16 protein-coding genes are annotated in these 22,366 nt (G+C 57.8%); 7 read left to right on the top strand and 9 right to left on the bottom strand.

Annotated features, from left to right (window positions below; genetic code table 11):
- Positions 1–52: 52 nt before the first annotated feature.
- The 5 genes from VGG22_16865 (at position 53) to VGG22_16845 (ending at position 4,358) form a co-directional block, all read left to right on the top strand.
- Positions 53–1,729, top strand: a complete 1,677-nt coding sequence (locus VGG22_16865) for a GMC family oxidoreductase (GenBank protein ID HEY1730043.1) — start codon at positions 53–55, stop codon at positions 1,727–1,729.
- 569 nt (positions 1,730–2,298) lie between these two features.
- On the top strand, positions 2,299–2,829 hold the full coding sequence (locus VGG22_16860; protein HEY1730042.1) for a hypothetical protein: 531 nt from the start codon (positions 2,299–2,301) through the stop codon (positions 2,827–2,829).
- A 4-nt stretch (positions 2,830–2,833) separates the two neighbouring features.
- A complete protein-coding gene (locus VGG22_16855; protein HEY1730041.1) occupies positions 2,834–3,520 on the top strand; it encodes a TMEM175 family protein in 687 nt (228 codons plus the stop codon).
- Between the two features lie 98 nt (positions 3,521–3,618).
- Positions 3,619–3,792: a hypothetical protein gene (locus VGG22_16850; GenBank protein HEY1730040.1), complete on the top strand. Its 174-nt coding sequence runs from the start codon at positions 3,619–3,621 to the stop codon at positions 3,790–3,792.
- The gene (locus tag VGG22_16845) at positions 3,789–4,358 is read left to right on the top strand and encodes a DUF308 domain-containing protein (protein HEY1730039.1); all 570 of its coding nucleotides are present in this window, start codon (positions 3,789–3,791) and stop codon (positions 4,356–4,358) included. Before VGG22_16850 ends, VGG22_16845 begins: the two co-directional genes overlap by 4 nt.
- Positions 4,359–4,463: 105 nt before the next feature.
- On the opposite strand, the gene VGG22_16840 is transcribed toward VGG22_16845, so the two are convergent.
- On the bottom strand, positions 4,464–5,255 hold the full coding sequence (locus tag VGG22_16840; protein HEY1730038.1) for a helix-turn-helix domain-containing protein: 792 nt from the start codon (positions 5,253–5,255) through the stop codon (positions 4,464–4,466).
- Between the two features lie 187 nt (positions 5,256–5,442).
- Here VGG22_16840 and VGG22_16835 point away from each other — a divergent pair, with 187 nt between their 5' ends.
- On the top strand, positions 5,443–6,345 hold the full coding sequence (locus VGG22_16835; GenBank protein HEY1730037.1) for a helix-turn-helix transcriptional regulator: 903 nt from the start codon (positions 5,443–5,445) through the stop codon (positions 6,343–6,345).
- Here the strand turns inward: VGG22_16835 and VGG22_16830 are convergent.
- A complete protein-coding gene (locus tag VGG22_16830; GenBank protein HEY1730036.1) occupies positions 6,329–6,763 on the bottom strand; it encodes a PRC-barrel domain-containing protein in 435 nt (144 codons plus the stop codon). The two genes, VGG22_16835 and VGG22_16830, sit on opposite strands and share 17 nt — an antisense overlap.
- A 127-nt stretch (positions 6,764–6,890) precedes the next feature.
- Between VGG22_16830 and VGG22_16825 the strand changes: the two genes are divergently transcribed.
- Positions 6,891–7,574 (top strand): BON domain-containing protein, encoded by a 684-nt coding sequence (locus tag VGG22_16825; protein HEY1730035.1) that lies wholly within the window; start codon positions 6,891–6,893, stop codon positions 7,572–7,574.
- A gap of 1,067 nt (positions 7,575–8,641) precedes the next feature.
- Here VGG22_16825 and VGG22_16820 read toward each other — a convergent pair.
- From VGG22_16820 to VGG22_16790, 7 genes are all read right to left on the bottom strand, one after another.
- A complete protein-coding gene (locus VGG22_16820) occupies positions 8,642–10,234 on the bottom strand; it encodes a peptide ABC transporter substrate-binding protein (GenBank protein ID HEY1730034.1) in 1,593 nt (530 codons plus the stop codon).
- 6 nt (positions 10,235–10,240) lie between these two features.
- Complete coding sequence (locus VGG22_16815; GenBank protein HEY1730033.1) at positions 10,241–11,305, bottom strand: hypothetical protein; 1,065 nt, start codon at positions 11,303–11,305, stop codon at positions 10,241–10,243.
- Positions 11,306–11,310: 5 nt separating this feature from the next.
- On the bottom strand, positions 11,311–13,221 hold the full coding sequence (locus VGG22_16810) for a hypothetical protein (GenBank protein ID HEY1730032.1): 1,911 nt from the start codon (positions 13,219–13,221) through the stop codon (positions 11,311–11,313).
- 112 nt (positions 13,222–13,333) lie between these two features.
- Entirely contained in the window at positions 13,334–15,391 is a 2,058-nt protein-coding gene (locus VGG22_16805) for a prolyl oligopeptidase family serine peptidase (GenBank protein HEY1730031.1), read from the bottom strand.
- Positions 15,388–18,105, bottom strand: a complete 2,718-nt coding sequence (locus VGG22_16800; GenBank protein ID HEY1730030.1) for a TonB-dependent receptor — start codon at positions 18,103–18,105, stop codon at positions 15,388–15,390. The genes VGG22_16805 and VGG22_16800 overlap by 4 nt, the downstream gene beginning before the upstream one ends.
- Positions 18,106–18,317: 212 nt before the next feature.
- The gene (locus VGG22_16795) at positions 18,318–19,295 is read right to left on the bottom strand and encodes an asparaginase (protein HEY1730029.1); all 978 of its coding nucleotides are present in this window, start codon (positions 19,293–19,295) and stop codon (positions 18,318–18,320) included.
- Positions 19,296–19,346: 51 nt separating this feature from the next.
- On the bottom strand, positions 19,347–22,160 hold the full coding sequence (locus VGG22_16790) for an AAA family ATPase (protein ID HEY1730028.1): 2,814 nt from the start codon (positions 22,158–22,160) through the stop codon (positions 19,347–19,349).
- Between the last annotated feature and the right edge of the window lie 206 nt (positions 22,161–22,366).

The raw sequence follows: 22,366 nt of genomic DNA, 5'->3' as shown, positions 1-22,366 counted from the left end.
GCTCTTTGGCGCCTTCGGCGCATCCGCTGGAAAACCGCACATACTCGGAGCGATGCAGAAACTCGACGTGCCGATGCGACGCTTTACGGCGAGCGAGGAGGTCGACTATGCGATCGTCGGCACGGGCGCCGGTGGAGGCGTGCTCGCTCAGCGACTCGCGCGCGCCGGATTTCGTGTGGTGGCATTCGATGCTGGACCACTATGGAATACCGAACGCGATTGGGTGAGCGATGAAAAAGGCGCGCGTAACCTGTATTGGAACGACCTGCGCATAACGGGCGGCGATCATCCGCTTGCATTCGGCGCGAACAACAGCGGGAAAGGCGTCGGTGGCGGCACCGTGCACTGGGCGTCGTTCACGCCGCGTTTTCATCCATCCGATTTTCATACGTATACGCTCGACGGCGTTGGCGCAGATTGGCCGCTGACGTACGCAGATCTCAAGCCATACTACGAACTGCTGGAATTGGAACTGCCTGTTGCGGGGCCGGCGCGCTACCCATGGGGCGATCCGCACGGCTATCCGTTCGCGCCCCACCCGATGGGCGGTGTGGGAGACGCGTTGATTCGCGGTTGCACGGCGCTCGGCATCGGCGTCTCGGCCGGCGGACCCGTAGCCATACTCAGCGCGTCCCGCGGCGAGCGACCCCACTGCATCTATCGCGGCTTCTGCATTCAAGGATGCAAAGTCGGAGCGAAGGCGAGCACCTTGATCACCCACGTGCCGGACGCGATCGCGAACGGGGCCGAAATCCGGCCCAACAGTATGGTCTCCCGTGTGCTCGTTGGGAACGATCGGCGCGCGACCGGGGTGTGCTACTTCGATGCCGACGGAAAGGAACACGTCCAACGAGCGCGCGCCGTCGTCGTTGCGGGTTATGCGATCGAAACACCGCGTTTGTTGCTCAATTCAGCGTGTGACGGTTTCGAAAACGGCCTGGCAAATTCTAGCGACACCGTCGGTCGTTACCTCATGGCGCAGGCGGGTAACGTGATCGCCGGTCGCTTTGATGATCCGATTCGCATGTACAAAGCGCCGCCCGCGCATGCGCTTACCGAAGAATTCTACGAGACCGATCCCAATCGCGACTTCGCGCGTGGTTTTGCGATCCAAACCGTGGGACCGCTGCCGATCGCGTTCGCGAAGCAACTCGCCAATGCAAAGGGAGCGTGGGGTTGGAGCCTGCGCCGCGAGATGATGGATTACAACCATTGGGCGGCGTTCGGATTTCTGGGCGAAATCCTACCGCATGCGGAGAACCGAGTGCAACTCGCTGACGAGCGCGACCGCTTTGGCATTCCCGTCGCAACAACAACGTTCGCTCTGCACGACAACGACACGAAGTTGATCGAATTCGGAACAAGTAAAACGATGGAGATCATGTGGGCAGCCGGCGCTCGCGAAGTCGTACAGGAAGCGCGCTACGCGCACCTCGTCGGCGCTGCGCGCATGGGAAAAGACCCCGACACTTCGGTCGTCGATGGCTTTGGTCGCACGCACGACGTCGGCAACCTATTCGTATGCGACGGCAGCATTTTGCCCACACAAGGATCGGCAAATCCGGGCCTGACGATTATGGCGCTCGCCGCGCGCATTGCCGACCATTTGATCCGCGCCGGCGATGACGTGTTCGGGAAAGGGCGCATTCCGATGGAAGCGACGCCGATCCGCTACGATCTCTCGCCGCCGGACACATGGGGCCACGGCATGACGCTGCCCGGCACATAGGATGTACGCGAACGCGATCACGAGCCGGGTTTACGCAGCTAAGACAAAAAGGCTCGCACCTGATTTTCGGTAAGGGTGGACGCCGCGCAATCGTGCCTATCCATGGCGGAAACCTCAAACCTGGAACGGCAAGCGCTATCTTAGAGGCGTCCGGTTTGAGTTTCGAGGATCTGCTTCGGCTTATTCCCGATTGGAGCATCGGCCGCACGTCTTTTCTCTTCCGTTGACGATCTGTCCAAATGTACTTTAGTAGATCGGAGTCTCGCTAATCCTAAGGCGAGACTGGGCAGACGGTCGAAACAATCTGGACGCCGTCACTTCCATCCGGTTGGAGAACCAAAACAGAGACAACTGGCGCCTCCTTTCGCATGGTATGTCACATAGATCCGTGCATCGCTGCCTGCTCAAATTGAGCTCCCTTGATGCTTCACGAGCAGAAGATGGCGACGATGCGCCGGCGGCGCGGCGGCATGCTACCAAGACGCGATCCCGGCGATCTCACGTAGTACGGCCGATCATAGGAGCGAGCCTTTCTTGACCGCGGTCGAGCGGTGCGTTACATCGAAAGCATGTTAGCACGTGTAGAGCTTCTCGGTCGCCTGGCGAGCTTCTCGCTTGGAGCGGCCTTAGCCCCAATCGCTGCGGTTGCGCAGGCTCCCTCGTACACACGCCCCACGTCTCCCAACAGCGACGACGTGATCAACGGGCACATCGCTTCGATCGACGGTAAGTACACCATCACGGTCCGCGACGACCGTGGATTCATCGATGACGTGCACCTGCATCAAGGCACGATCATCAACCCGATCGGATTGACACTTGCGCAGGGAATGCAGGTCACGATCTTCGGCTACAACGCCGGTTCGTGGTTCGAAGCAAATGAGATCGACACGCCGTATCACTACGTTTCGCGTCCGCTGCGAGTGTACTATGGACCCGGTTGGTGGTATCCCGGCTTCCCGTATGGTTACGGACCTTCGTTCAGCCTCGTGGTAAACGGCGGAGCCGTCATGCGCCGGCCGTTTCACCCCGTTCCGGTACACGGTCGGGTGCCGCGCATTCCCATGGCTGTCGGTCACCCATACATCGGCCGCCGCTGAGTAGGTGCGGCGACCAGACCTGCACCTTCCACCGCCGGCGCTGATGAACGTCGGTCGCTTCGAGACCTTTAGCGACAGCGTCTTTGCCATCGCATCGACACTGCTGGTTGTAAACTTGCGACTTCCGGACCTCGCCGGCATGACGGCGATCCAGTCGACGGAACGGCTTGCCTGGTTGTGGCCGCAGCTCCTCGGCTACTCGACGAGCTTCGCAATCATCGGCGTGTTATGGGTCAATCACCACGCGCTCTTCCACTTCCTGAAAAAGGTCGATCGCGTGTCGCTCATCATCAATCTCGGTTTGCTGATGTGCGTCGCATTCATCCCCTATCCGACAGCGCTGATGGCGCAATACGGTCGCAACCGCGCGGTTGTGATCCTCTTCGGCAGCACGATGGCCGCGGCGGGGTTCATCTTCAGCGCCCTGTGGTTCTATGCCATCAGGCAGTACTTCCGCACCGAACCGCGCATCGATCGCCGATTTATCCGCGATGCAAGCCTCTGGACATTGGGTTACCCCATGTCATACGTCTTCGCAACCGCGCTCGTCCTCGTCGATCCACTCCTGAGCATCGTAACGTATGCGATCATCCCCATCGTCTATCTCCTGCCCGGCGTCATCGACCGTCAGTTGCATCTGGAGATGACCCGGCTTCCGTATGGGCGTGAAGCCGAGCCGGCTCAACCCTAGGACGCCCATTCCAATGAACGCTACTCGATTGACACGCCAATGCAACGTCAGACCATGGCGACACGAACCGTGACGCTAATTCAGCGGAGGATCCCATCATGACAGTAGTCACGAGCAATCAGGTGACCCTTTCGGGCCAGCACGACGAACAACAGGAAGACCGCAAACGGCGTTACTCCGAGAAGGCGACCTTTGAGAACGGCATTCTAAAAATAACGCTGCAGCCGACGAGTCCCATCGCTGCGAAGAAAATCCCGATCGAGGCGACGTGATCGCGCCCGCGATCGCTCGCCTTGCGCGCTTCTGGTGGCTCTTGGGTTTGCGCGGCTTGCTCGGCGTGATGTTCGGGGTTGCGGCGCTCGTCTGGCCGGGCGTCACGCTGGCCGTGTTGATCCTCTTCTTCGGCGCCTACATGTTTGTCGACGGTGCGTTCGCGCTTATTGCTGCGATCCGTTTCCGGCACGAACGCGAGCATTGGGTGATGCTGCTCCTCGAGGGCCTCCTTGGCATAGCAATCGGAACGATTACGTTCTTGTGGCCGGGGCTCACTGCACTTGCGTGGGTCTACACGATCGCGGCGTGGGCGATCGTGACGGGGATCCTCGAACTTACCAGTGCGTTTCTTCTCCGTCGCACCCTCGGCCCGGAGATTGTCTTAGGGCTAGGCGGTATCGTCTCGATCGTCTTCGGCATCGCGATGGCCGCACTGCCGCTGATCGGACTCTTCGTCTGGGTGATCATGACCGGTGCGTACGCGATCGCCTTTGGTATCTTGTTGCTCGTGGCGGCGATTCGGATGCGTAGGGTCGCCAAATCGCCCGTTGCGGCGTCGGTGTAAACGCCAAAACATAAATCAGCGCCTGGGCGCCGGAAACGCGAACGCGCAGCGGTCGGACGTTATCGATGCCGAGTTCAAGGAATCTCCCGTAGAGCGCGGCTTCGTCTACCGGTTCGGAATGGGCGTCATCAAGATAACGAACTGCCTCGAGGCGACGCAATCACATAGCAACATGGCCCGGTAGGCGATGCGGCCCTCGGCGGGACGATCGAATTCGACGTCGACGAGCGGCGACGAGTCGACGACGTGCCCATCCCACAAGAGCGCGAAGTCGTGGCTTTCCGCACGCAGACGTTCGATGAGTTCGCTGAACTGGCGGGGATCGGACTCGCGCGCGCGATTGCGGCGCAGGAGCGCGACCAGCGCCACCGAGACGTCGTTGCAATTGCAGGGTTTGACGCGCACGCCTTTCGCGCAGAAGAGCCACCACGCGAGGTTCGTTCCGGGCTCAAACTCAAAAAGTTCTTTGGCTATCGCATTGACGCCGAGCACGTCAAGCCAGGACGTAAGGGCCAATGCCGGGCCGCTTTCGAAACCGGTGACGACTTGCATGATGTCGTCACTCCACGGCGGTGCCTGCGGTGACTTGGGCCGCACCTCGGCTTTGCCGCCGAGCAAAAAGATGTAGCTCGTCTCGACATCGCTAAGCTGCAGCGCGCCGGCGATGGCATAGAGCACGTCGGCCGAAATGTCGAACGGCCGGCCTTGCTCGATCCAAGCGTAGTAGGCCGTCGAAATTCCCGCGATCGAACTGACGTCTTCGCGCCGCAGGCCCGGCGTTCGCCGGCGCGAGCGCAGCACCGGCAAACCGCTCGACTCCGCGCTCAGCCGCACCCGTCTGCTCAGCAGAAATTTTCCGAGTTCTTCGTTGCGGGGCGGGCGTGCAACGAGGCCCATCTGTCAAGCTCCCTTTTGGCATTTTCCTGGCAGGATAGCACCGCGGCAGCTTTAGTACACCTGACCACGAGTAGGGGGAATAATTACTTCGAGCGTCCGCTTGCGTACAATAAAAAAGACCGGGTGGTTGACCGCCTTGCATGTTATAATTGGGGCCCCTCTTCATCACTGAGGTCCCGATGTGCCTATGCACGAGCAACACGGGGAGCTGCGGGAACTTCTTCGAAATTGGCGCGCGCGGCTGCACCCGGCTGACGTAAGCTTGCCGTCGCGCGGCCCGCGCCGGGTCCCGGGCCTGCGATCGACGGAAGTTGCCGAGCTGGCGGAAGTCTCAACCGGTTGGTACGAGCAGTTCGAGAGCGGCAACTCGCGACGCAGTTTTTCTCCGGCCTTCATCCAACGGGTCGCATCCGCATTGCGACTCACCGATCAGGAGCAAGCGACGCTGTTTCGGCTGGCATTGCCGGACGTTAGCTACGCAGCTCGGATCTTGGAAGCAAACATCCGCGACGGGGTAATGCATTACGTGTCGCAGGCGCGCGATTTCGCGCGGCGCTTGGCGGCCGCCAACTCGTTCGAAGAAGCCAGCGGAGCGGTCGTCGAGGCGACGCAGGCGCTCATCGCGCCGACCTGCGTGACCATCGCCAGCGTACAAAACAGCTTCGCCCCGCCCCGCACCTTCGCCATCGGGCCGCGCGCGAGCTTCGTGGGACCCGCACTAGCGCAATGCATGCTCGATATGAACGATTCCGTTCGCAGCGGTGCCGTCGTCCTTTGCGAAGATTCGCCGAATCCACATTCGGCGATGCGGGACGCAGCTCATCCGGTTCGCGTGAAGACGTTGGACGGACGCCAAACGGCTGGCATGCACGATGTGCCCGCCGCCGCCTACCAGTCCTACAATTGCCGTCTGCTCCAGCGCAGCGAGTTAGTGACCGGGTTGTTCGAGAAAGGCACGTGCCGCGGAGTGATGAGTTGCTCGTGGACCGAACCGCGGGCGCATCTGCCGATCGAGGTCGCCCTGATCGAGACGCTCGTCGCGATGGTCGCTCTCCTCGCCGCACCTGCAGGCATTAGTGGGTATAGATGAAGGGCGGCATTCCGCGCAACACATCTTTGGTTGCACCCTTCAACAAAAAATGATCGCCCACGACCTTGAAGTTCCGCATCGGAATCGCAACGCGGCGCTCAGCAATCCCGAGAAATCCTCCAACGCCGACAATCGCAAATGCCGCTTGGTCTTCCGGTGTGATGATGATATCTTCGATCTTGCCGAGATCTTCTTTGCGATCGTTTTGAACGTGTTTCCCGAACACATCCTTCTTGACGCTCCAACCCGCGACGACCGCGCGCATCTCGATGATCGTTATTCCGAGCGGAATTTGACCGGCGGCCGGCGCGGATGGGGTAACCGCTCCCACGAGTTCGGCTCCCGGTGCCGCGACAATGGTTTCGCAAGCAAGAACGAGCATCGCGAACGTCGCGACTACTCCAGCTTTTTTCATCATGCTACCAGTGTCGCGCTGCTGGAAGCCGGTCGTCAATCGATTTAAAGACGTAGGACCGTTACTCGCACAACTGGCAATCCTAGGCTCTGTAGTTTATTGACGAGCGCATCGCAAAGCCGCACCATCGATGCCTATCATACTCGCATTCAGTGAAGAGGCGACCATGAAGTCAGACACACAGCTACATGCCGATGTGGCAGAAGAGATCGTTACCGATCCAAGCCTCGATGCCAAACGCATCGCCGTTGCCGTTCACGATGGTGCGGTTACGCTGACCGGAACCGTTCCAAGCTACTGGCAGAAGATCGAGGCCGAAAGCGCGGTCAAGCGCGTCACCGGCGTAAGGGCGATCGCGAACGAACTGAAGGTAGAACTAGCCGCATTACACCGGCGCGACGACACCGATATCGCCGAGTCGGCAACGAAGGCTTTATCCTGGCACAGTGATTTGCCCGAGGGCATCAAGGTCGTTGTTAATAGCGGTTGGCTTACGCTCTCCGGTTCCGTCGATTGGCAGTTTCAAAGGGATGAAGCCGAGCGCGCTGTTAAGTACCTCAGCGGCGTTATCGGGGTAACGAACAACATCACGATCAAGGCAACGCCGAAAGTGGCCGACGTGCGCGACCGAATTCGTCGCGAACTCGAACGCACCGTCGAACAAGAAGCCAGCCACATCCAGATCCAAGCCCAGAACGGTAGCGTGGTCTTGCGCGGCAGCGTCCACTCCTGGACGGATCTCGACGCGGCGAGAAGAGCGGCCTGGTCCGTTCCCGGCGTTACCGATGTCGAAAGTCATTTGGTCGTAGCCTAACCCGCCCCGAGAGAGCGGTCTGGCGCCGGCACACATGATTTCTCGGTGCGCGCCGGACGCGGATACGACGCGCGTCGTGCTTCGGACGTTCGTCCGCGCACCCACATCCTCGAATTGCTCAAGTGACGGGGTTAACCCTGACATTCCGCCTGCCCCCTGGTGTACAACGGGATTATAAACGTGGCACCCAGAGACACGAGTGAAATGGTCGCGAATTAGCTTACGCGATGCAGGTGCTTTACGAACCATCTGCGGCCAAACCGCCGCGTAAAGCACCTGGTAAGGTATAACCAATTCGACACGCCGCAGTTGTCGCCTAGGAGTTGAGTTACTCATTGATTTTATCTAGGCATGGCAAGCCGGTTTACTGAATGTCTTTGGCGTTGTTATGCATCGACTCGGCGAGGACGGCGCCGGCTCGTGCTGTCCTGACACGCATCTCTGATACTCCCGCGCGCCTCATCCGCTTGAACAGGACCCTAAAGCGTAAAAGAATTCGGTCACCTTCGCGTTCGGCAAAAGCCTGGCGACTAAGAATCGCGGCGTTGAGCTCGAGGCAGCGTCGAGTCGGCCCAATTCTTTGCGGATAATAGTTCCGCGAGAATGGCTCCGCCGAGTGCGATCCGTACACTGGCATCGGGCATGCCTATGCGACGCAGATCGGCAATGTCGTGCTGCAGAGCGCGTACAATGCTGTCACCATCCCTGTCTTCGAGATGGTCTGACCGAAGCACGAGCTGATTGAAGGCGACGCAGTGCTCCCGCAATATCCCGATCATCTCGCGCATGCGGGCTTTGGCGACTATTCTTAGCATCCCGCCCTCCCTAGTTGCGGAATACGTATCCTCTCCCACGAACCGTGAGAACGTGACGAGGCCAATGTGGATGCTCCTCAACCTTCCGTCGGATCGCGCAAATGTGGACGGCAAGCGCGCGGCGCGACGCGGGAGGCCGGGCTAGAGCACGTTCGAATTGGTCAAATGTGATGATCTGCGCCACTCGTGACCTAAGTACGTGCAGAATATCCGTTTCCATGTCAGTGAAGGCGCTCTGCGATGATGGGCGCACTAGTTCCAAGACCATGATGCGACATTCCAGAACGTGGATTCCGTCATACTCGGGTGGACGCCGTGCAGACGAGGAGCGTGCATTGAAATGATCTCATTCCATCTCAGCACGTAGTACGGAAGATCCGACAGTTCGATTTCTTGGATGTGATCGTACAGTCGTTTTCGCGACGCGACATCATAAGTTGAAGCCGCGCGATTTTCGAGGGACGTGAGCTCGGGGTCTGCGAACCACGAGAGATTCTGCCCCTTCGGTGGCACTGCATCCGAACTGTTGATATCCCAGAGACTCGGATCAGCCGCACTGACGATGCCGTTGAGCGCAACATCAAACTTGCCGCTATAGACCAGGCCTCCGCTCGACGCCGGAGCGTAGAGTACGGCAGCGGGCGCGTTCTTGATGATTGTCCCTATTCCAATTTGTTGCCATGAGCTCTGCAAGAATATCTGGGCTTGCTCGCGCGTTTGGTTTCCGGCCGTCGTAACGAAGGTCAGGCTTAGAGGACGGCCGTCTCTTTCTCGCAGACCATCTGAACCCAAATGCCATCCTGCGGCGTCAAGCAACGCGGCGGCTTTTGAAGGAGAGTAGGCGTAATAGTGTAGCTGACTATCATACCAGCTCGTCCTTGGGTTTTCTGCAACGGGACCTCGCACACCGAGACCGTGGTAGATGGTCGTAAATATTCGATCAGCATCAAAGCCATAACAGAGCGCACGCCGAACACGCACGTCGGCAAGTGGACCTTTACTTGTATTGAACGTAAGGTGATCCCAGCTCGATCGAGCGTTCATTTCCGTCTTTAGCGGCGCACCGCGCGCCGCTTCGTACGTGGACACACTGACGTTGTCGGCGAGATCGATGGCGCCGGATCGTATCGCCGTGACCATGGTGTTGCCGTTCTCGAGAAAGACGAGGCGTATTCGGGCGATGTGCGGCACACCGCGAAAGTACGAGGGATTTGCCGCGAATGTCATGTCGCTGCCGCGATGCCAGGCGGTCAGGCTGTAGGGACCGCTGCCGAATTCGGGGTCGACGAAATCGACGCGATTAAGATCAGCTTTCGCCGAAAGTAAGTGCTCCGGCAGGACGACTCCGTTGCTTCCACCGGCGAAGGCCGTAAGGGCTGGCGCCCAGGGACGCGTCAAGACGATCCGTACCGTACGCTTATCCGGCGTTTCGATGCGAACGATATTGTCGAAGTGGCTGTTGCTGCCGGCGTTCAGTTTCGGATTGCGATAGGCGGCCAGCGAGAAGGCTACGTCCCTTGATGTCACCGGCACGCCATCATGCCAACGCGCATTCCGCACGAGGTGATAGGTCAGCACCTTCCCATCCGCTGAAATGCCCCCATTCTTCAGCGTTGGAACGGCTTCGGCAAGGTCGGGGATCTGATTGCGACGGTCATCGAAGCGCGTCAGCCCGTCATAAACGAGCGCAGAGATATCGTTATCGACTACCAGCGTGCCGGTGAGCGGGTTCACCGAGTCGGGTTCCTCAGCGAGCGCGACACGAAGCTCCGGAGTCGCCGCATAACTTGCACTCGATGAAACGAGCGCTAGACAGCCGATGAAGAAGGCGGCACGGTCGATCATCTTCGCTTAACGATATGGATTAAACGGACGATAAAACGATTGACGCCCGTCGATCGACAACGGGATCGGCTTCTGCGCGCTCGTCCATGAAATAAAGTTGAATGTCGGATTCTGCCGGCTCAGAATGGTAAGCCGAAGGTTATCGTATCGCAATGGTTGACCGCGCCGAATAACCGTTGGCCTTCTCCCGACGACGAGATATGCGCGCGCACCGGCGTCATCCCCCATGATATGTCCGACGGAGTGCCGATCGATCACGATCGCCGAGCCCTCGTCGACACCGACGCCGAGAATTCTGGCCGGTCGCGTTTTCACCATGTGGTCAGCGATCAATCGAGCCATGAAGACGGTCATACGTCCAAGGCGATCGCGCACGGCGAGATGCGTGTCCGCAATGGCGTTGCGCAACGCCGGAAAATTGAAAAACGGCCCGGACACGCTGATGCGAGGTTCGTACGGATTCTCGACAGCGTCTGCACTCGTCGTGTACGCTTTCAACGCGGTTGCCGCAGCTGCGTCGTAAACGAAGTTTCCCAAAATCGCGAGACCCGCGCTGACGCCGCCCACCACACCACCACGCTGATACAGTCGATCGATTGCGGCAGTGATCGGAGAGTGGCGCCACGAGACGTAATCTGATTGAGCGCCGCCGTCAATATAAACGCCTTCGGCACCGTCGATGGCTTGCGCCACTTGAACGTATGAATCCGCGGAAGCGCATGTCGGGATATTGAAGGCGACCACGGCGTTGAAATCTCCCAGGCGCCGCAATGTGTTGCTCGGGACGCGGTCATCCGGATACGCCATCGCGGTGATGAACACGACATCCGCCTTGGGCGAACCATCGCCACGGATCGTGCGCCCCATCCAGGCAAGCGACGATTTTCCATAACTACCTCCTCCGTTGAGCACCAAACCGGGACCGCCAGGGGGAAATGGCGCGGGATTCGGAGTTCCCGCAACCGGATAGACGTGGATACTGCAGCTCGCCGCAGCGGGAGCCGCAGCGATCCCGAAGAGCATGGCTGCACATGGGATGACTAACGATGTTATGCGCGCGCGAATACCCACGGGTTCTATTTCGTGGAGAGAACGGAGACATGAAAATTCAAGTATTGTTCACCGTACGAGCCTGACCCATTTAGCGACTTCCATAGGATCGAGTTAAGGTTTCGTTCTACACGAAAACGTAATACACGCGGCGCACTGTGCTCGTAGCCGCTAGGCAATGCGCTAATATCGGCACGAGCACTGGAAAGCGGAAGCCTCGCCGCGGGACCTTCGAAAACCCACGCCGCGCCCGGACCTTGAACGTCGTTGTCGGCATTGCTAGGCTGCACTGGCCCGAGCATCGAGTTGATCTTTCCCACACGCAGCACCGCAGGCCAGTTTCCTCGAGACCGACGTGGACGCACCAAGACTGCTCCGATCTCGAATTCCTGAGTGGTCGAATCGTAATCGAAGGACGTATAATAAAGCTCCGCGATCTTTACACAGCATCTTGCATTTGCAATGAGACTGCGTCGCCGACTCGCGACGACACCGTCTTCGTGCTGATCCCGAATACGCGTCACGTGCAATTGGTCATTTACTGCACCGGGTGGTGACCATAGCGCATAAAATGACCCATCCGGCGCGGCGACTAAGGAGTTCCCCCGTAACACCGGTTCAAAGGATCTTCTAAAATCGGCGATGCCCAGGTCAGCAATGCGAAAGGCTGAAGCGGTATTCCCTTGCCCGTACGTAACGGTGCCACTCTTGGAAAGAATGTACACGTGTTGGGCAAGCGCTTGCCCAACCGTTAGTTTCGGATAGTCTTCGCACGGGTTGAGCGGAAGGCTGTTTCCAAAATGCTGGCCACCGTCGCGCGAGAATGCGACGCGCCAGCACCCACCACCCTCGAGCCAGCTTACAGCGACAACGCCGTACTTGTTAACAGCAATGCTCGCATCCGCCGGAGCGGCGTTACGTCCAAGACGGATTGTCGCATCGTCTATGGGACGAGCCGGCGACCAATGTATGCCTTGATCATCGGACATCGTCACGAAGATGCGCAGCCGGCCATCGATAATGTTTCGTTCCGTTACGTAGAGCCGACGCACCTCGGAACCTGGGACTGAACCGAACGCGACTCCCGCTCGCGAGGAATCATCAAACACACCACTCATAGCAAGCATTTTCTTAACGTTATTGGACGCAAAGCTTGCGACGAGGAGGGGCGTGCCGATCGGCCGGCCATCGTCGGCCAATCGTGAAAACGTCAACGACATGGCACCACTCTGAAGTCGCCACTCCGTGAACAAGGCACCGAGCGCGCTCGGCCCCAAATCCACTACGGACTCCGTCGCAACCCCGTTGATACAAACGCCCGGTCGTGCCGGCAAGGCGGCTGTGTCGAATATGCCGACGCTCTTTTTTGGCGAAACGCCGCAGTGAACGTGAAACACGCCGAGTGGTTGCGCAGGCGCGGGATTCCACGAGTGTAACTTTCGGATCGATGTAGCGTCGTTATCGAAAATAGTTAGATAACGATCTTCGGAGTGATGTACGCTGTCCGCGAAGTCGAAGACCCGATCGCGACCTGCAGCGTTCTTCTTGACGAGTAATAAAGCCGCGTCGAAGTGGGAAATGTGCGGGCTTAATTTCCACGTCCGACCGAAGTCCGGCGAACGCCAGAGATACATCGCGCCGCCTCTTGATCCATGCACCCCGAGCTTTATAACGGACATGGCGAAATAGATCGTGTCGTCGCCCGACATCGCGCATGACACTTCCGAATTGCTCGGATACGCTGAAGTCGACTTGAGAATCCGCCAACTTTCGCCGCCGTCTACCGATCCGTAGAGAATCGCTTGGACGTCGTGTCCCGTCTTAGCGGATAGCCGTAATGCGCAAACTGCAACATGCTCGGCATTGGTCCGGCTTACGGCAATCTGCCACCAAAAGTGTGGTCCGTCGTCCGCCCAGGAGAGCTGAGCGTCTTTCATTACCACCTGCGGTGGCTGCGCGGACGCTGCGAGTCGAGGAAGAACACACAACGCAGCCAGAGACAGAGCCGTGAGTATACCGCGGCGAAGCTGCGCTGCTAGACGCACTCGCTCAGGCTCCTCGGCGCGTATTATGCCGCTTCAGCCACGTCAGCGTGCGAATCAAGAGATCTCTTTGATTCGCCGGCTTTGCGAGGTTATGGCCCTCGCCGAGGTACAGTACGTATGAAGAATCGATCCCCATTCGACGTGAGGCCGCGGACATCCAAGGCATGGATGGTGCGTCGAGCCCGAGTTCCCCGTTCACAAACAGCGTCGGTGTTGTTATCTTCGCAGCGTGCGCCACAGCCGAGTTCTCAACGTATGCTTGCATATGGTTCATTGGTGTCCCGCGCAATCTCCACTCATCAATACTATTCACACCGTAAGCATTTGCATAATCCCAGAGAACGTCCGCGCCTTCGTAGGAGACGGCAGCGGCGAATGTCGACGTATGGGTTATGAGCCAGTTTACTTCCATGCTGCCATAACTATGTCCAAGCACAAAAATGTGACGGGGATCGGCGATACCTTGGCGTTCGAGGGAGTGAACTCCCGAGAGAATGTCGTCTTGGTCGCCCTGAAAAATCTGACGCTTCTGACGCAGCTTTAGCAACTGATCAAAACCCTCGTAACCACTTTCGCGATAGTCGGGCTGAAAGATCGCGTAACCGTGTTGTGCCAGATATTGTATGAAATGAGCTCCGCCAGGCCACTCCCCATTTGGCCACACCCCGCCGCCCGGTCCGCCGTGCACTAACACGACAACCGGATATCGTTTTCGAGCGCTATACCCGACAGGCAGCGTTAGGGCGCCATCGACTGCAAGACCGTCGCCGCTGCGCCACCCGATTGCTCTCGACCGGCCTGCATGCAACCCGAGAGTCGGATCGTCAATGACCGCAGCCCGTCGGATATTCTCGATACGATTATGCGCAAAGGTTCCGACGTACAATCGGGTGACGTCGCCTGCGTCGAGATTTGCCCATGCGATCAACGTGCCGTGCGGTTCTACGGCGATGCGCAAGATGCGGCTTGTCGTGGAGAGCACTGCAATGGTTCGAATTCCATCTGTGGCGTAAAGGCTCTGGTGAAGTGATCTCCCTCTGCTGTACAGCAGCCAACGCCCGTCGGGCGTCCACGCCTTCGGTCCAAGAGTAGACTCGAAGTGCGTGAGCAGTTTTATGCTTCCGGAAGTAAGGTTTTTGATAGCGAGCTCTCGCCGAAACGGCAGAAACGCCAGCTCGCCCGGGTCCGCTTGAAAAGCCATCCTCGCGCCGTGAGGGTCTAATACTGGCTCATCGACACATTGTTGATTGTAGCCGGACAAAAGCCGTTTTACGCGATGTGTCCCGACGTTTTCCGATACGATCTCGCAGTCCCAATGTGAAGACGTCATCTTATCATTGCGCTCAATCAGAACGTGATCGTTGTCAATCCACGCGAATGCACCCGTCCAAACGCCCACAATCAATACACGATCGGCTCCGGTGCTAAGGTCGATCATGTGAAAGACGCTCGTTCGTGCCGTGTCTTTGAATGGTAGCGGATAAACTCGGGGAGTTTGAGGGGGAGGTGTCGGCTTGAGCCCGCCTATTGCGCCTCCGGGATCCAATGCGTATCCAAGAACAAGCGTATCGAACAATAGCCGCTCTGAGTCAGGCGACCAAACGATTTGATTCTGCGGTATGCCTACCAGCCCGATTCCACCCTTAATGTGCGATATCTGCAGCGGATCACTTCCATTGGAGTTGGCGACCCATACCTGGGTTTCTCGATCGATGCCACCAATGAGCGCGGTCTCGCGCAAGAAAGCAAGATGCCGTCCGTCGGGCGACACTGACGGATCGCTCCCCTGAATGACGCGCACCGACTCCCCAGACGCAGGCCTGTAGCGGAATATCCATGGCTCATCGCCGACATAGGATGAAAAAAGAATTTCCGGACGCAACGGATTCCAGACAAAATCGGAATGAATGTTCCGTCCTGCCCGGCTTTGCGCAAAATCAACGACCGACGCGATCGTCAACCAACCATCACCAGCGGTTTTGTCCGACGAGATTGGAGAGGCGATCGCTGTTAGCGACATCCCCATGAATGCGATACCGAGTAGGGCCAGAACTCGAGTCATAGGCCAAGACTGGCGGTAAGAATCACTGCCCGCGGTCCATACGGTGCAGAATAAGGGGCGGGATAAATGAACGGTCCTACAGCACCTGGGATGACCGGATTCGCGTAGTTGGAATAATAGTGCGCAACGCTTTCGTCGTAAGCGCCCGTGATGTTCTTGAAGGTCGCCAGGAGAGAGATTCTCTTATTGAAAGCATACGCGATGTGCGCGTTCAGCCCCACGAATGCCGGCTCGAAGTACGCATTGTTATTTCCGTAATAGTTTGACTGCAGATCTATCGATCTGCCCGGGCTCCACCGATAACCGAAACCTGCGGAAGCCGTCGCATACGGCACGGTCGCAAGGTAGCCCGCGCTACTATTGAAGTTTAGACCGGGGACGATGCTTTGATTTGCGCACTTTATGCACGGCACCGTGGGATTGTCGTAAAGAGCCGAAGGGACACTTACAACGTAGGCTCGAGTCAATCCGAGATCCGCATTCCAGTAGTAGCCGGATGCGACGTCGTGCTTTGCAGTTAAGTTGACGCCTTCCATCCGGCTGGTACCAAGGTTAGCAAACTGGGAAATAAACAGCGGTAAACCATTGTATGTCGATTCTGCATAAGAATCGAAGAACTGCCCGTAGAGATTCGTGAGGTAAAGATCCGCTGAGAGCAGCGTGTCTCGATGTAGTCGAACATCAGATCCAATGTCATATCCGAATGATTCTTCCGGCTTAATGTTCGGATTCGCGATGCTCTCGTTACAAAGCGTCGGCTGGCAAGTAAGACTGGAACCTGTGAGATTGTATAGTACAGGGAGAGCGTAGCCGCCACCGGCGGATGCTCTCAAGGCAACGTCGGGACTCGCTTTCCACACCGCACCGAACCTTGGCGCATTATACGGAAAGCTGACATCCGTATAGCCGACAGCATTGAGTCCAGGCACGTGGTAATCACCGTGCGCGAAATACCACGAAAGACCAAGTGAGAGTTTATCTCCAATGTCGGTGTTAATGTGCGTCCGAATCTCGCTCGTGGATTCCGCAATATCGGATCCTTGGCTAAACGTGAACAGCGGCGCGCCACTGAAATACAGCGCGCCAGCACCAGGCGAATCGTAATACGACTTAACATACGAAACCCCGACGCTCGAGGAAGAGCCAATCTGTGTCGCATAGCTCGCCAAAATATCGCGGGAAATTGAATTGTTCGTGCTGCTAAGATATTCGTTTGGAAATAACAGACTCGCAGGCGTTCCGTTGTAGACTGTGGTTGTCCCCGGCGTACCGACATTCGCTGTGCCCCAGAGCGTGTATTCGCCGCTAGGCGGATTTTGCGGGGAATAAGGCTCAGAGTTGTACGAATAGTACTGCAGGGCAGCTAATCGGAGGACACCCGCACCTATTGAAGCGGTCACCTTCTCCTCGAAAAGACTGCTCGCTTGCGAGTCCATGGCCAGTCCTTGCGTTTGCATGAGTGCGTAATTCGTTTGACCCGCCGGACTCGGTTGAATACTTCCGCTATAGGCGGGGACGTTGCTTGATGGAGCAAACGAAACAGGGAAAAAACCATACTGCGCGCTTTGCATTGCGCTGGAAGCAGCGTGGAATGCCTCCGCCGTGATGGCCGGGGTAACATCGTAAACCAAATCGACGGCACCGTTATGCGCAGTCCAAGCCGTCGATTGAGGAATCGACGAATACAGCAACGTGTTTGTAGTCGAACAATAGCTGTTCGCAATCCCGCAACCGTTGACGTTATATGTCGCCGTAGGGAGATTGACGACTTGCCCATTGATGGCGGTGGGCGTGCTAAGGCCTCCGAGAACAGGTTTCGTCCCCAGCGGGCCAGGACTATTGTTGATGCCATAGACGAGCGTCGCCGACAGCTTCCCGAAACGTAGTGCGATCTTCGCATTTTCGATGCTTCCCCCATAGGGATCGTTGCTCGCCGAAAACTCGAAGTGATTCGCATTCACCGCTCCGAGCGTGTGAAGCACGAAGCTTCCGCCAACGGAGTCAACGATGCTTGGCGCATTCGCGCCGGGGCCGCGGACGACGTCAGCGGTGCTGAATGCGTTTAACGGTAAAGTACTCAAATCGACGCCGCCGCCCGCCGATAGTGTGGACGAAATCCCTTGGAGAGGCATGCCATCAAGTGTCGTGGACGTCTCGTACGGCAACGCTCCGTTGAGTGAGAGGATCACAGGAGACAACGGCGACCCGACCACCGATGTAACTCCACTCAAGCCATTTGATTCGTTCCCGGAGGTCGCCACCCCCGGGATTTGGTCGAAGACGTGCTTCCACGTGCCTTCACCTTGAAACGCAGCGTCACTTGGACTTATCGAGTCGACGCTCGACGAGCTCGTGTTGATGTGTACGCCAGCGTTGCTCGTCGATACGCGCCCAATTGTCCGGAGTTCACTCTCGGGCGGAAACGCGATTGTAACAGAGATGTCGTTGCTAAGGGTGATGTTGTTGCGAGACACCGTTCGGCCGCGGAATCTCGCCGCGATTTGATAGGTTCCCCATGGCACGCTCGTAAACGCAAACGTTCCGCGTTCGTCGCTCTTTGTGGAACGCCGGGCCGAACCGGTGAGCTCGATGTCGGCACCGGCGATAGGCGCACCGTCGTTTCCCGTGACTCTACCGGTAATATTGGCTGTCTGAGCCGCTGATTGCGTTGCTCCCGGTGCAATCTGCGAAAACGCCGGCTGTATTGCGGCCATCAGCAGCGAGACAGTGCATAGAGTTAACGCCACCGTCCTGCGAAACCACGTGAATTCCGGCGATGATTTCATTGTGAGCAACTCCCGGCAATAGCGAAACGCATTGGACTATAAGCGCCCAGAGGCAAGCCGTATAGCACCTTAAGTTGCGTTAAACTATATCGCCTCGCTCGCCGGCCTACATGGTGCAGATGCCCCATCATGCGGCCTCCCTATGTGTGGGCGGCACGTATCTGTCCAACGATGTCGCCCGCGACGTTATGCACTTGGACAACCCCGAAGGGTTCCAGCACATCCAATGTTGCGTTGCTTGGAAACAGCTTGCGAAGCACTGCCACCGTCGCGGAAGGCAGAGCCCGAAGATTGCCATCCTCTACTTTAATCGCCACGCCGACGCCAGCCGCAGGATACGCGACGCCCGTAACGCCCTCGGCGCCCCCCTTTAGGAGAAGTGCTTCACGCATCGCATGCATCGCCTGAGTATCGAAAGAGCCCACCCCTCGAACGAGTTCGGGATGTAAAAGCATTGCATCACGAACAAGACCCAAAGGGCCGGCATCTTCATCGGACAGGCCATCGAGAGTTGCCAGCCTCGCGAAACCTATGGCGATGTTACGAAGCGGTGTCGCCATCACGGGAAGTCCGCATCCGTCAATCACCAACAGCGGAGCGTCAAATGCCAGCACGCGACGGCAATAATCAAGCACGTGGTGCTGCACAGGTCCGCTCAGCTCGCGATATTTTTTGACATCTGACTTGAGCAAAATGGCGAGGGCGAGCAGGCCGGCATGTTTACCGGAGCAGTTATTGTGCAGTTGCGAGAGAGGCTCGCCCGCGCGCTGCAACCGCGTTGCTTCGGCTTCATCTCGAGGTGCGTGGACGCCGCATTGTAAATCGCTTTCGGAGAGTCCGATCTTTTCAAGCAGCCTCTGGACTGCTGCAACGTGGACCTGCTGTCCCATATGCGAGCCGGACATGATCGCCAAGTCGCGAGAATGCAGACCAAAGCGATGAATCGCGCCCAATCGAGCCACAGCGGCTGCGATGAACGGCTTCTGCACGGAGCGAAGAACAACGAGATCGTCCTGACAATCTGACTGCAGCAATGTCTCGCCGTTCGAGTTGACGGCGAACACTTGGATACGATGACGAGACTCGACAATGGATCCGCGAGTTACCTCGACCAGCATACTATCGACCGTAACGCCTGCGGGCGAAACTTTCGCGGGGTATTCTCCCCATCAATTTTGGGAGAGCGTGACCTCACCTGATCCGACAAGAGCTGCGAGCTGAACGCGCGACGTAATGTCGAGACGATTGAAGATCGACTCGAGATGATGTCCAACGGTATTCTCGCTGATGTTGAGGTGTTTGGACACATCGCGATTCGACATGCCCCGCGAAACAAGCGCGGCGACTTCAGCTTCTCGCGGGGTCAAGGCGCTATTGGGGCGGCCGCGCGCACGCCGTTTCGGCTGCAATCCTTCAAGCCGGCGCACCTCCGATACGGCTCCCGCAGATCGATAAAGCTCGAGCGCTTCCGCTTGCTGACTACCCGACTCGCGAGAGCGAGCCTCGAAAATTCGCCAGCCGCATTCGTTGAAGATAGCTGCCGCCGCCAAGGCCTGCGTTCGTCCATCACTACCGGAACGCTCAGCTTTGTAACTGCGGAAGAGAAGCAGGAACGCTCGTGAGATGTTGTGGCCGGGCACCGAAGCCGCTTGCGAAAGCAACTCCTCAGCCTCTCCGAATCGCTCCTCTCTGCCATAAAGCGCTACCTGACAGAGCATCCACCATGACTGGGCTGCGTTCTCGATCAAGCCGATACCACGCTCCAAAATACCTCGAGCCTCGTCGTGTTTACCGCGCGCAATCGCCAAATCCACAAACGCGCTCGCAACTGCCCCGATGCGCTCGCTGCTTTCCGACGCGAAAACGCCTTCGAGAATTCCCGGAGCCGACGATCGCCGCACGAGTGCATCGTCCCCTAAGAGAAGGCCGAGGGAAATGCCGATCTCAGCCAATACAACTTCAGTTACCGGCGTAAGAGCGCGCTCGATTCCAGTGTCAATCATTTTACGCGCTTCGGCGAGATCGCCCATCCGCAGGAGCGTTCGGACGAGCCCGAATGCATTGAAGCCCGCTTGTACGATGTATCCCTTGCCGTCCGCAATTTCCAGCGATCTCGAATACGCCCGAAGCGATTCCGAACTGCGGCCCAGCCAGGAATTGACGAAGCCTAAATTGTTAAGCGCGACTATTTGGATTTCGGTATCGTCGAGGGATGACGCGATTGCTACCGCCTCCTCGAGATCCGATAGGCCGGCGTCGATCATTCCAAGATTCGCGCGCGCCATTCCACGTACGTCCAGAAAGCTCGCGCGTGCCGTGCCGCTGACATCGTCTAGGAGAGGCTCGACGATCTGAACCTGACCGAGGCCCTCTTCCCAATGCGTAAGCAACACTTCATAACGTGCCACGAGAAGACGCGCGGTGACCTCTTGTTCGAGAGTTGTTGTATCCTCCAACACCGAGAGCGCTCGGTTTGCAAGTTGAAGGCTCTCCTTCGCATTGTTTATGGCGAAGTGAATCCGCGCGAGATGCGTGAGCAATACCGGTATTCTCGCCGTCAGTCCGAGCTTTTCGAATTGGTCAATCCCAAGGTCTGTCCATCGTCGTGCTTCTTCCGATTGGCCGGCCAAGTAGCACGTGAGCGCAAGCCGTTCACAGAGCTCCGCAGCTTCGCGCGATGGATTATGATAGAAATGATATGCCCGCTTCAAGAATCGTGCCGCATCTGTGCGCGCGAATGCCGAACCAGCGGCGTCCGCGGCTCTTAGATTGTAGTGAATTGCCTTGGCGGCATTTCCCGCTGCTGCCCAGTGGTAAGCGAGCTCAGCCACCGGGAGCGGTTCGACTTTCTCGAGTTCCTCTGCGATCCACTCGTGCCAAGGGAGTGTCTCTGCTGCAAGGAGATCGCGATACACGATTTCTCGAATCAGGGCATGTCGAAAGGCAAACGTGACGGGGTCAGTGTCACGCTCCACGATCAAGTTTAAGTTCTTCGCCTTCCTCAGCGCCCTATGAATCAACTCAGGAGATTGGTTCATGAGACGCCCCAGGAGCGCGGAATCGAACGTCCGGCCGATGACCGAAGCTTGCTCGATGACATTCCTTTCAGTGACGTCGAAATCGCGAAGCCGTTCGATGACAGAAGCGCGTAGAGACATTGGCAATGAGCTTGGCTGCGAGAGATCACTTACTTGCCGACTTAGTGCCGTGCATAGCAGCTCTTCGGCGTAGAGAGGGTTCCCATCCGCAAGGTCGGCGATGTGCTGTAGGGTCTCGACGAGCACCTCGCCGGATCGGGCGGCGCTTTGCAAGCAAACCCGGATCTCTGCCTCGCTCAATCTGCCAAGATCGATACAACTTGCACCGTCGCGCTGGAGAATCGCGGTGACCTTGCTTATCTGCTGCGCGTCATCTATGGGTTCTGAGCGAGCGGTAAGCACCACGAAAATCCGCGTCGTACCGATTCCGCGGCTAATAAACTGGAGCAACTCGGTTGAGGCAATATCCGCCCAGTGGAAATCCTCAATGACGAGAATGACTGGCCGAATACGGCTGAGCGACTGAAGCTCATTGAACACGGTGCGGAATTCCGCGAGCTTTTGGCGATCGTGTTGACTCAAGTGAGCGTCTTGAGGCCCAGCAAGTTCCTCCCAGCGCGTCAGCACGCGTGCAACCGATCCCGATTCCACATCTCGACGTTCTGCTCTCTTTGGAACCGGAAAGAGACCTCGTAGCGCGTCTCGGAATGGCATGTATGGCGAGCGGACGTATTCGAGGCATTGAGCCATCGTTCGCCAGCAGGCCTCAGGAGCAAGTTTGTTCAGGAATTCCTCGAGCAGCCGTGTCTTCCCGATACCAGACGCGCCGACGATCATGACGAGGTTGCCATTACCGCGCTCGGCACGCGAATAGCATTCACGTAAGTGCGCGAGCTCCCGCGTACGACCAACAAAGACTTCGCTTCGAACGGCCTTCCTAATCATCTAGGGCCTGTTTCTCCGCCGGTGCGTGCTGAGCATTTGCGCCAGCGAGCCTCACGACCAGACGGAACGATTTGCAACCGGGCGAGGAATAGCAGCCGGACGAACCATGTCGTCCAGGTTTCGCATATCCGTCAAGTACACGCTTGTCCTAACGACGTGGACTAAATCGAGGCCCGTCGCAGAAAGAGTTGCGGAGATGTTTGCAA

Source organism: Candidatus Baltobacteraceae bacterium (assembly GCA_036489885.1).
Taxonomy (GTDB): domain Bacteria; phylum Vulcanimicrobiota; class Vulcanimicrobiia; order Vulcanimicrobiales; family Vulcanimicrobiaceae; genus JAFAMS01.
The sequence above is the reverse complement of the archived record's forward strand: the minus strand, read 5'-3'. Positions and strand labels throughout refer to the sequence as shown.

Excerpts from the sequence above, each read along its gene's own strand:
- VGG22_16805 (HEY1730031.1), bottom strand. The coding sequence starts at position 15,391 with ATGACTCGAGTTCTGGCCCTACTCGGTATCGCATTCATGGGGATGTCG.
- VGG22_16865 (HEY1730043.1), top strand. The coding sequence starts at position 53 with ATGCAGAAACTCGACGTGCCGATGCGACGCTTTACGGCGAGCGAGGAG.
- VGG22_16820 (HEY1730034.1), bottom strand. The coding sequence starts at position 10,234 with ATGATCGACCGTGCCGCCTTCTTCATCGGCTGTCTAGCGCTCGTTTCA.
- VGG22_16830 (HEY1730036.1), bottom strand. The coding sequence starts at position 6,763 with ATGATGAAAAAAGCTGGAGTAGTCGCGACGTTCGCGATGCTCGTTCTT.
- VGG22_16790 (HEY1730028.1), bottom strand. The coding sequence starts at position 22,160 with ATGATTAGGAAGGCCGTTCGAAGCGAAGTCTTTGTTGGTCGTACGCGG.
- VGG22_16810 (HEY1730032.1), bottom strand. The coding sequence starts at position 13,221 with ATGAAAGACGCTCAGCTCTCCTGGGCGGACGACGGACCACACTTTTGG.
- VGG22_16835 (HEY1730037.1), top strand. The coding sequence starts at position 5,443 with ATGCACGAGCAACACGGGGAGCTGCGGGAACTTCTTCGAAATTGGCGC.
- VGG22_16795 (HEY1730029.1), bottom strand. The coding sequence starts at position 19,295 with ATGCTGGTCGAGGTAACTCGCGGATCCATTGTCGAGTCTCGTCATCGT.
- VGG22_16840 (HEY1730038.1), bottom strand. The coding sequence starts at position 5,255 with ATGGGCCTCGTTGCACGCCCGCCCCGCAACGAAGAACTCGGAAAATTT.
- VGG22_16860 (HEY1730042.1), top strand. The coding sequence starts at position 2,299 with ATGTTAGCACGTGTAGAGCTTCTCGGTCGCCTGGCGAGCTTCTCGCTT.
- VGG22_16850 (HEY1730040.1), top strand. The coding sequence starts at position 3,619 with ATGACAGTAGTCACGAGCAATCAGGTGACCCTTTCGGGCCAGCACGAC.
- VGG22_16800 (HEY1730030.1), bottom strand. The coding sequence starts at position 18,105 with ATGGCCGCAATACAGCCGGCGTTTTCGCAGATTGCACCGGGAGCAACG.
- VGG22_16825 (HEY1730035.1), top strand. The coding sequence starts at position 6,891 with ATGCCTATCATACTCGCATTCAGTGAAGAGGCGACCATGAAGTCAGAC.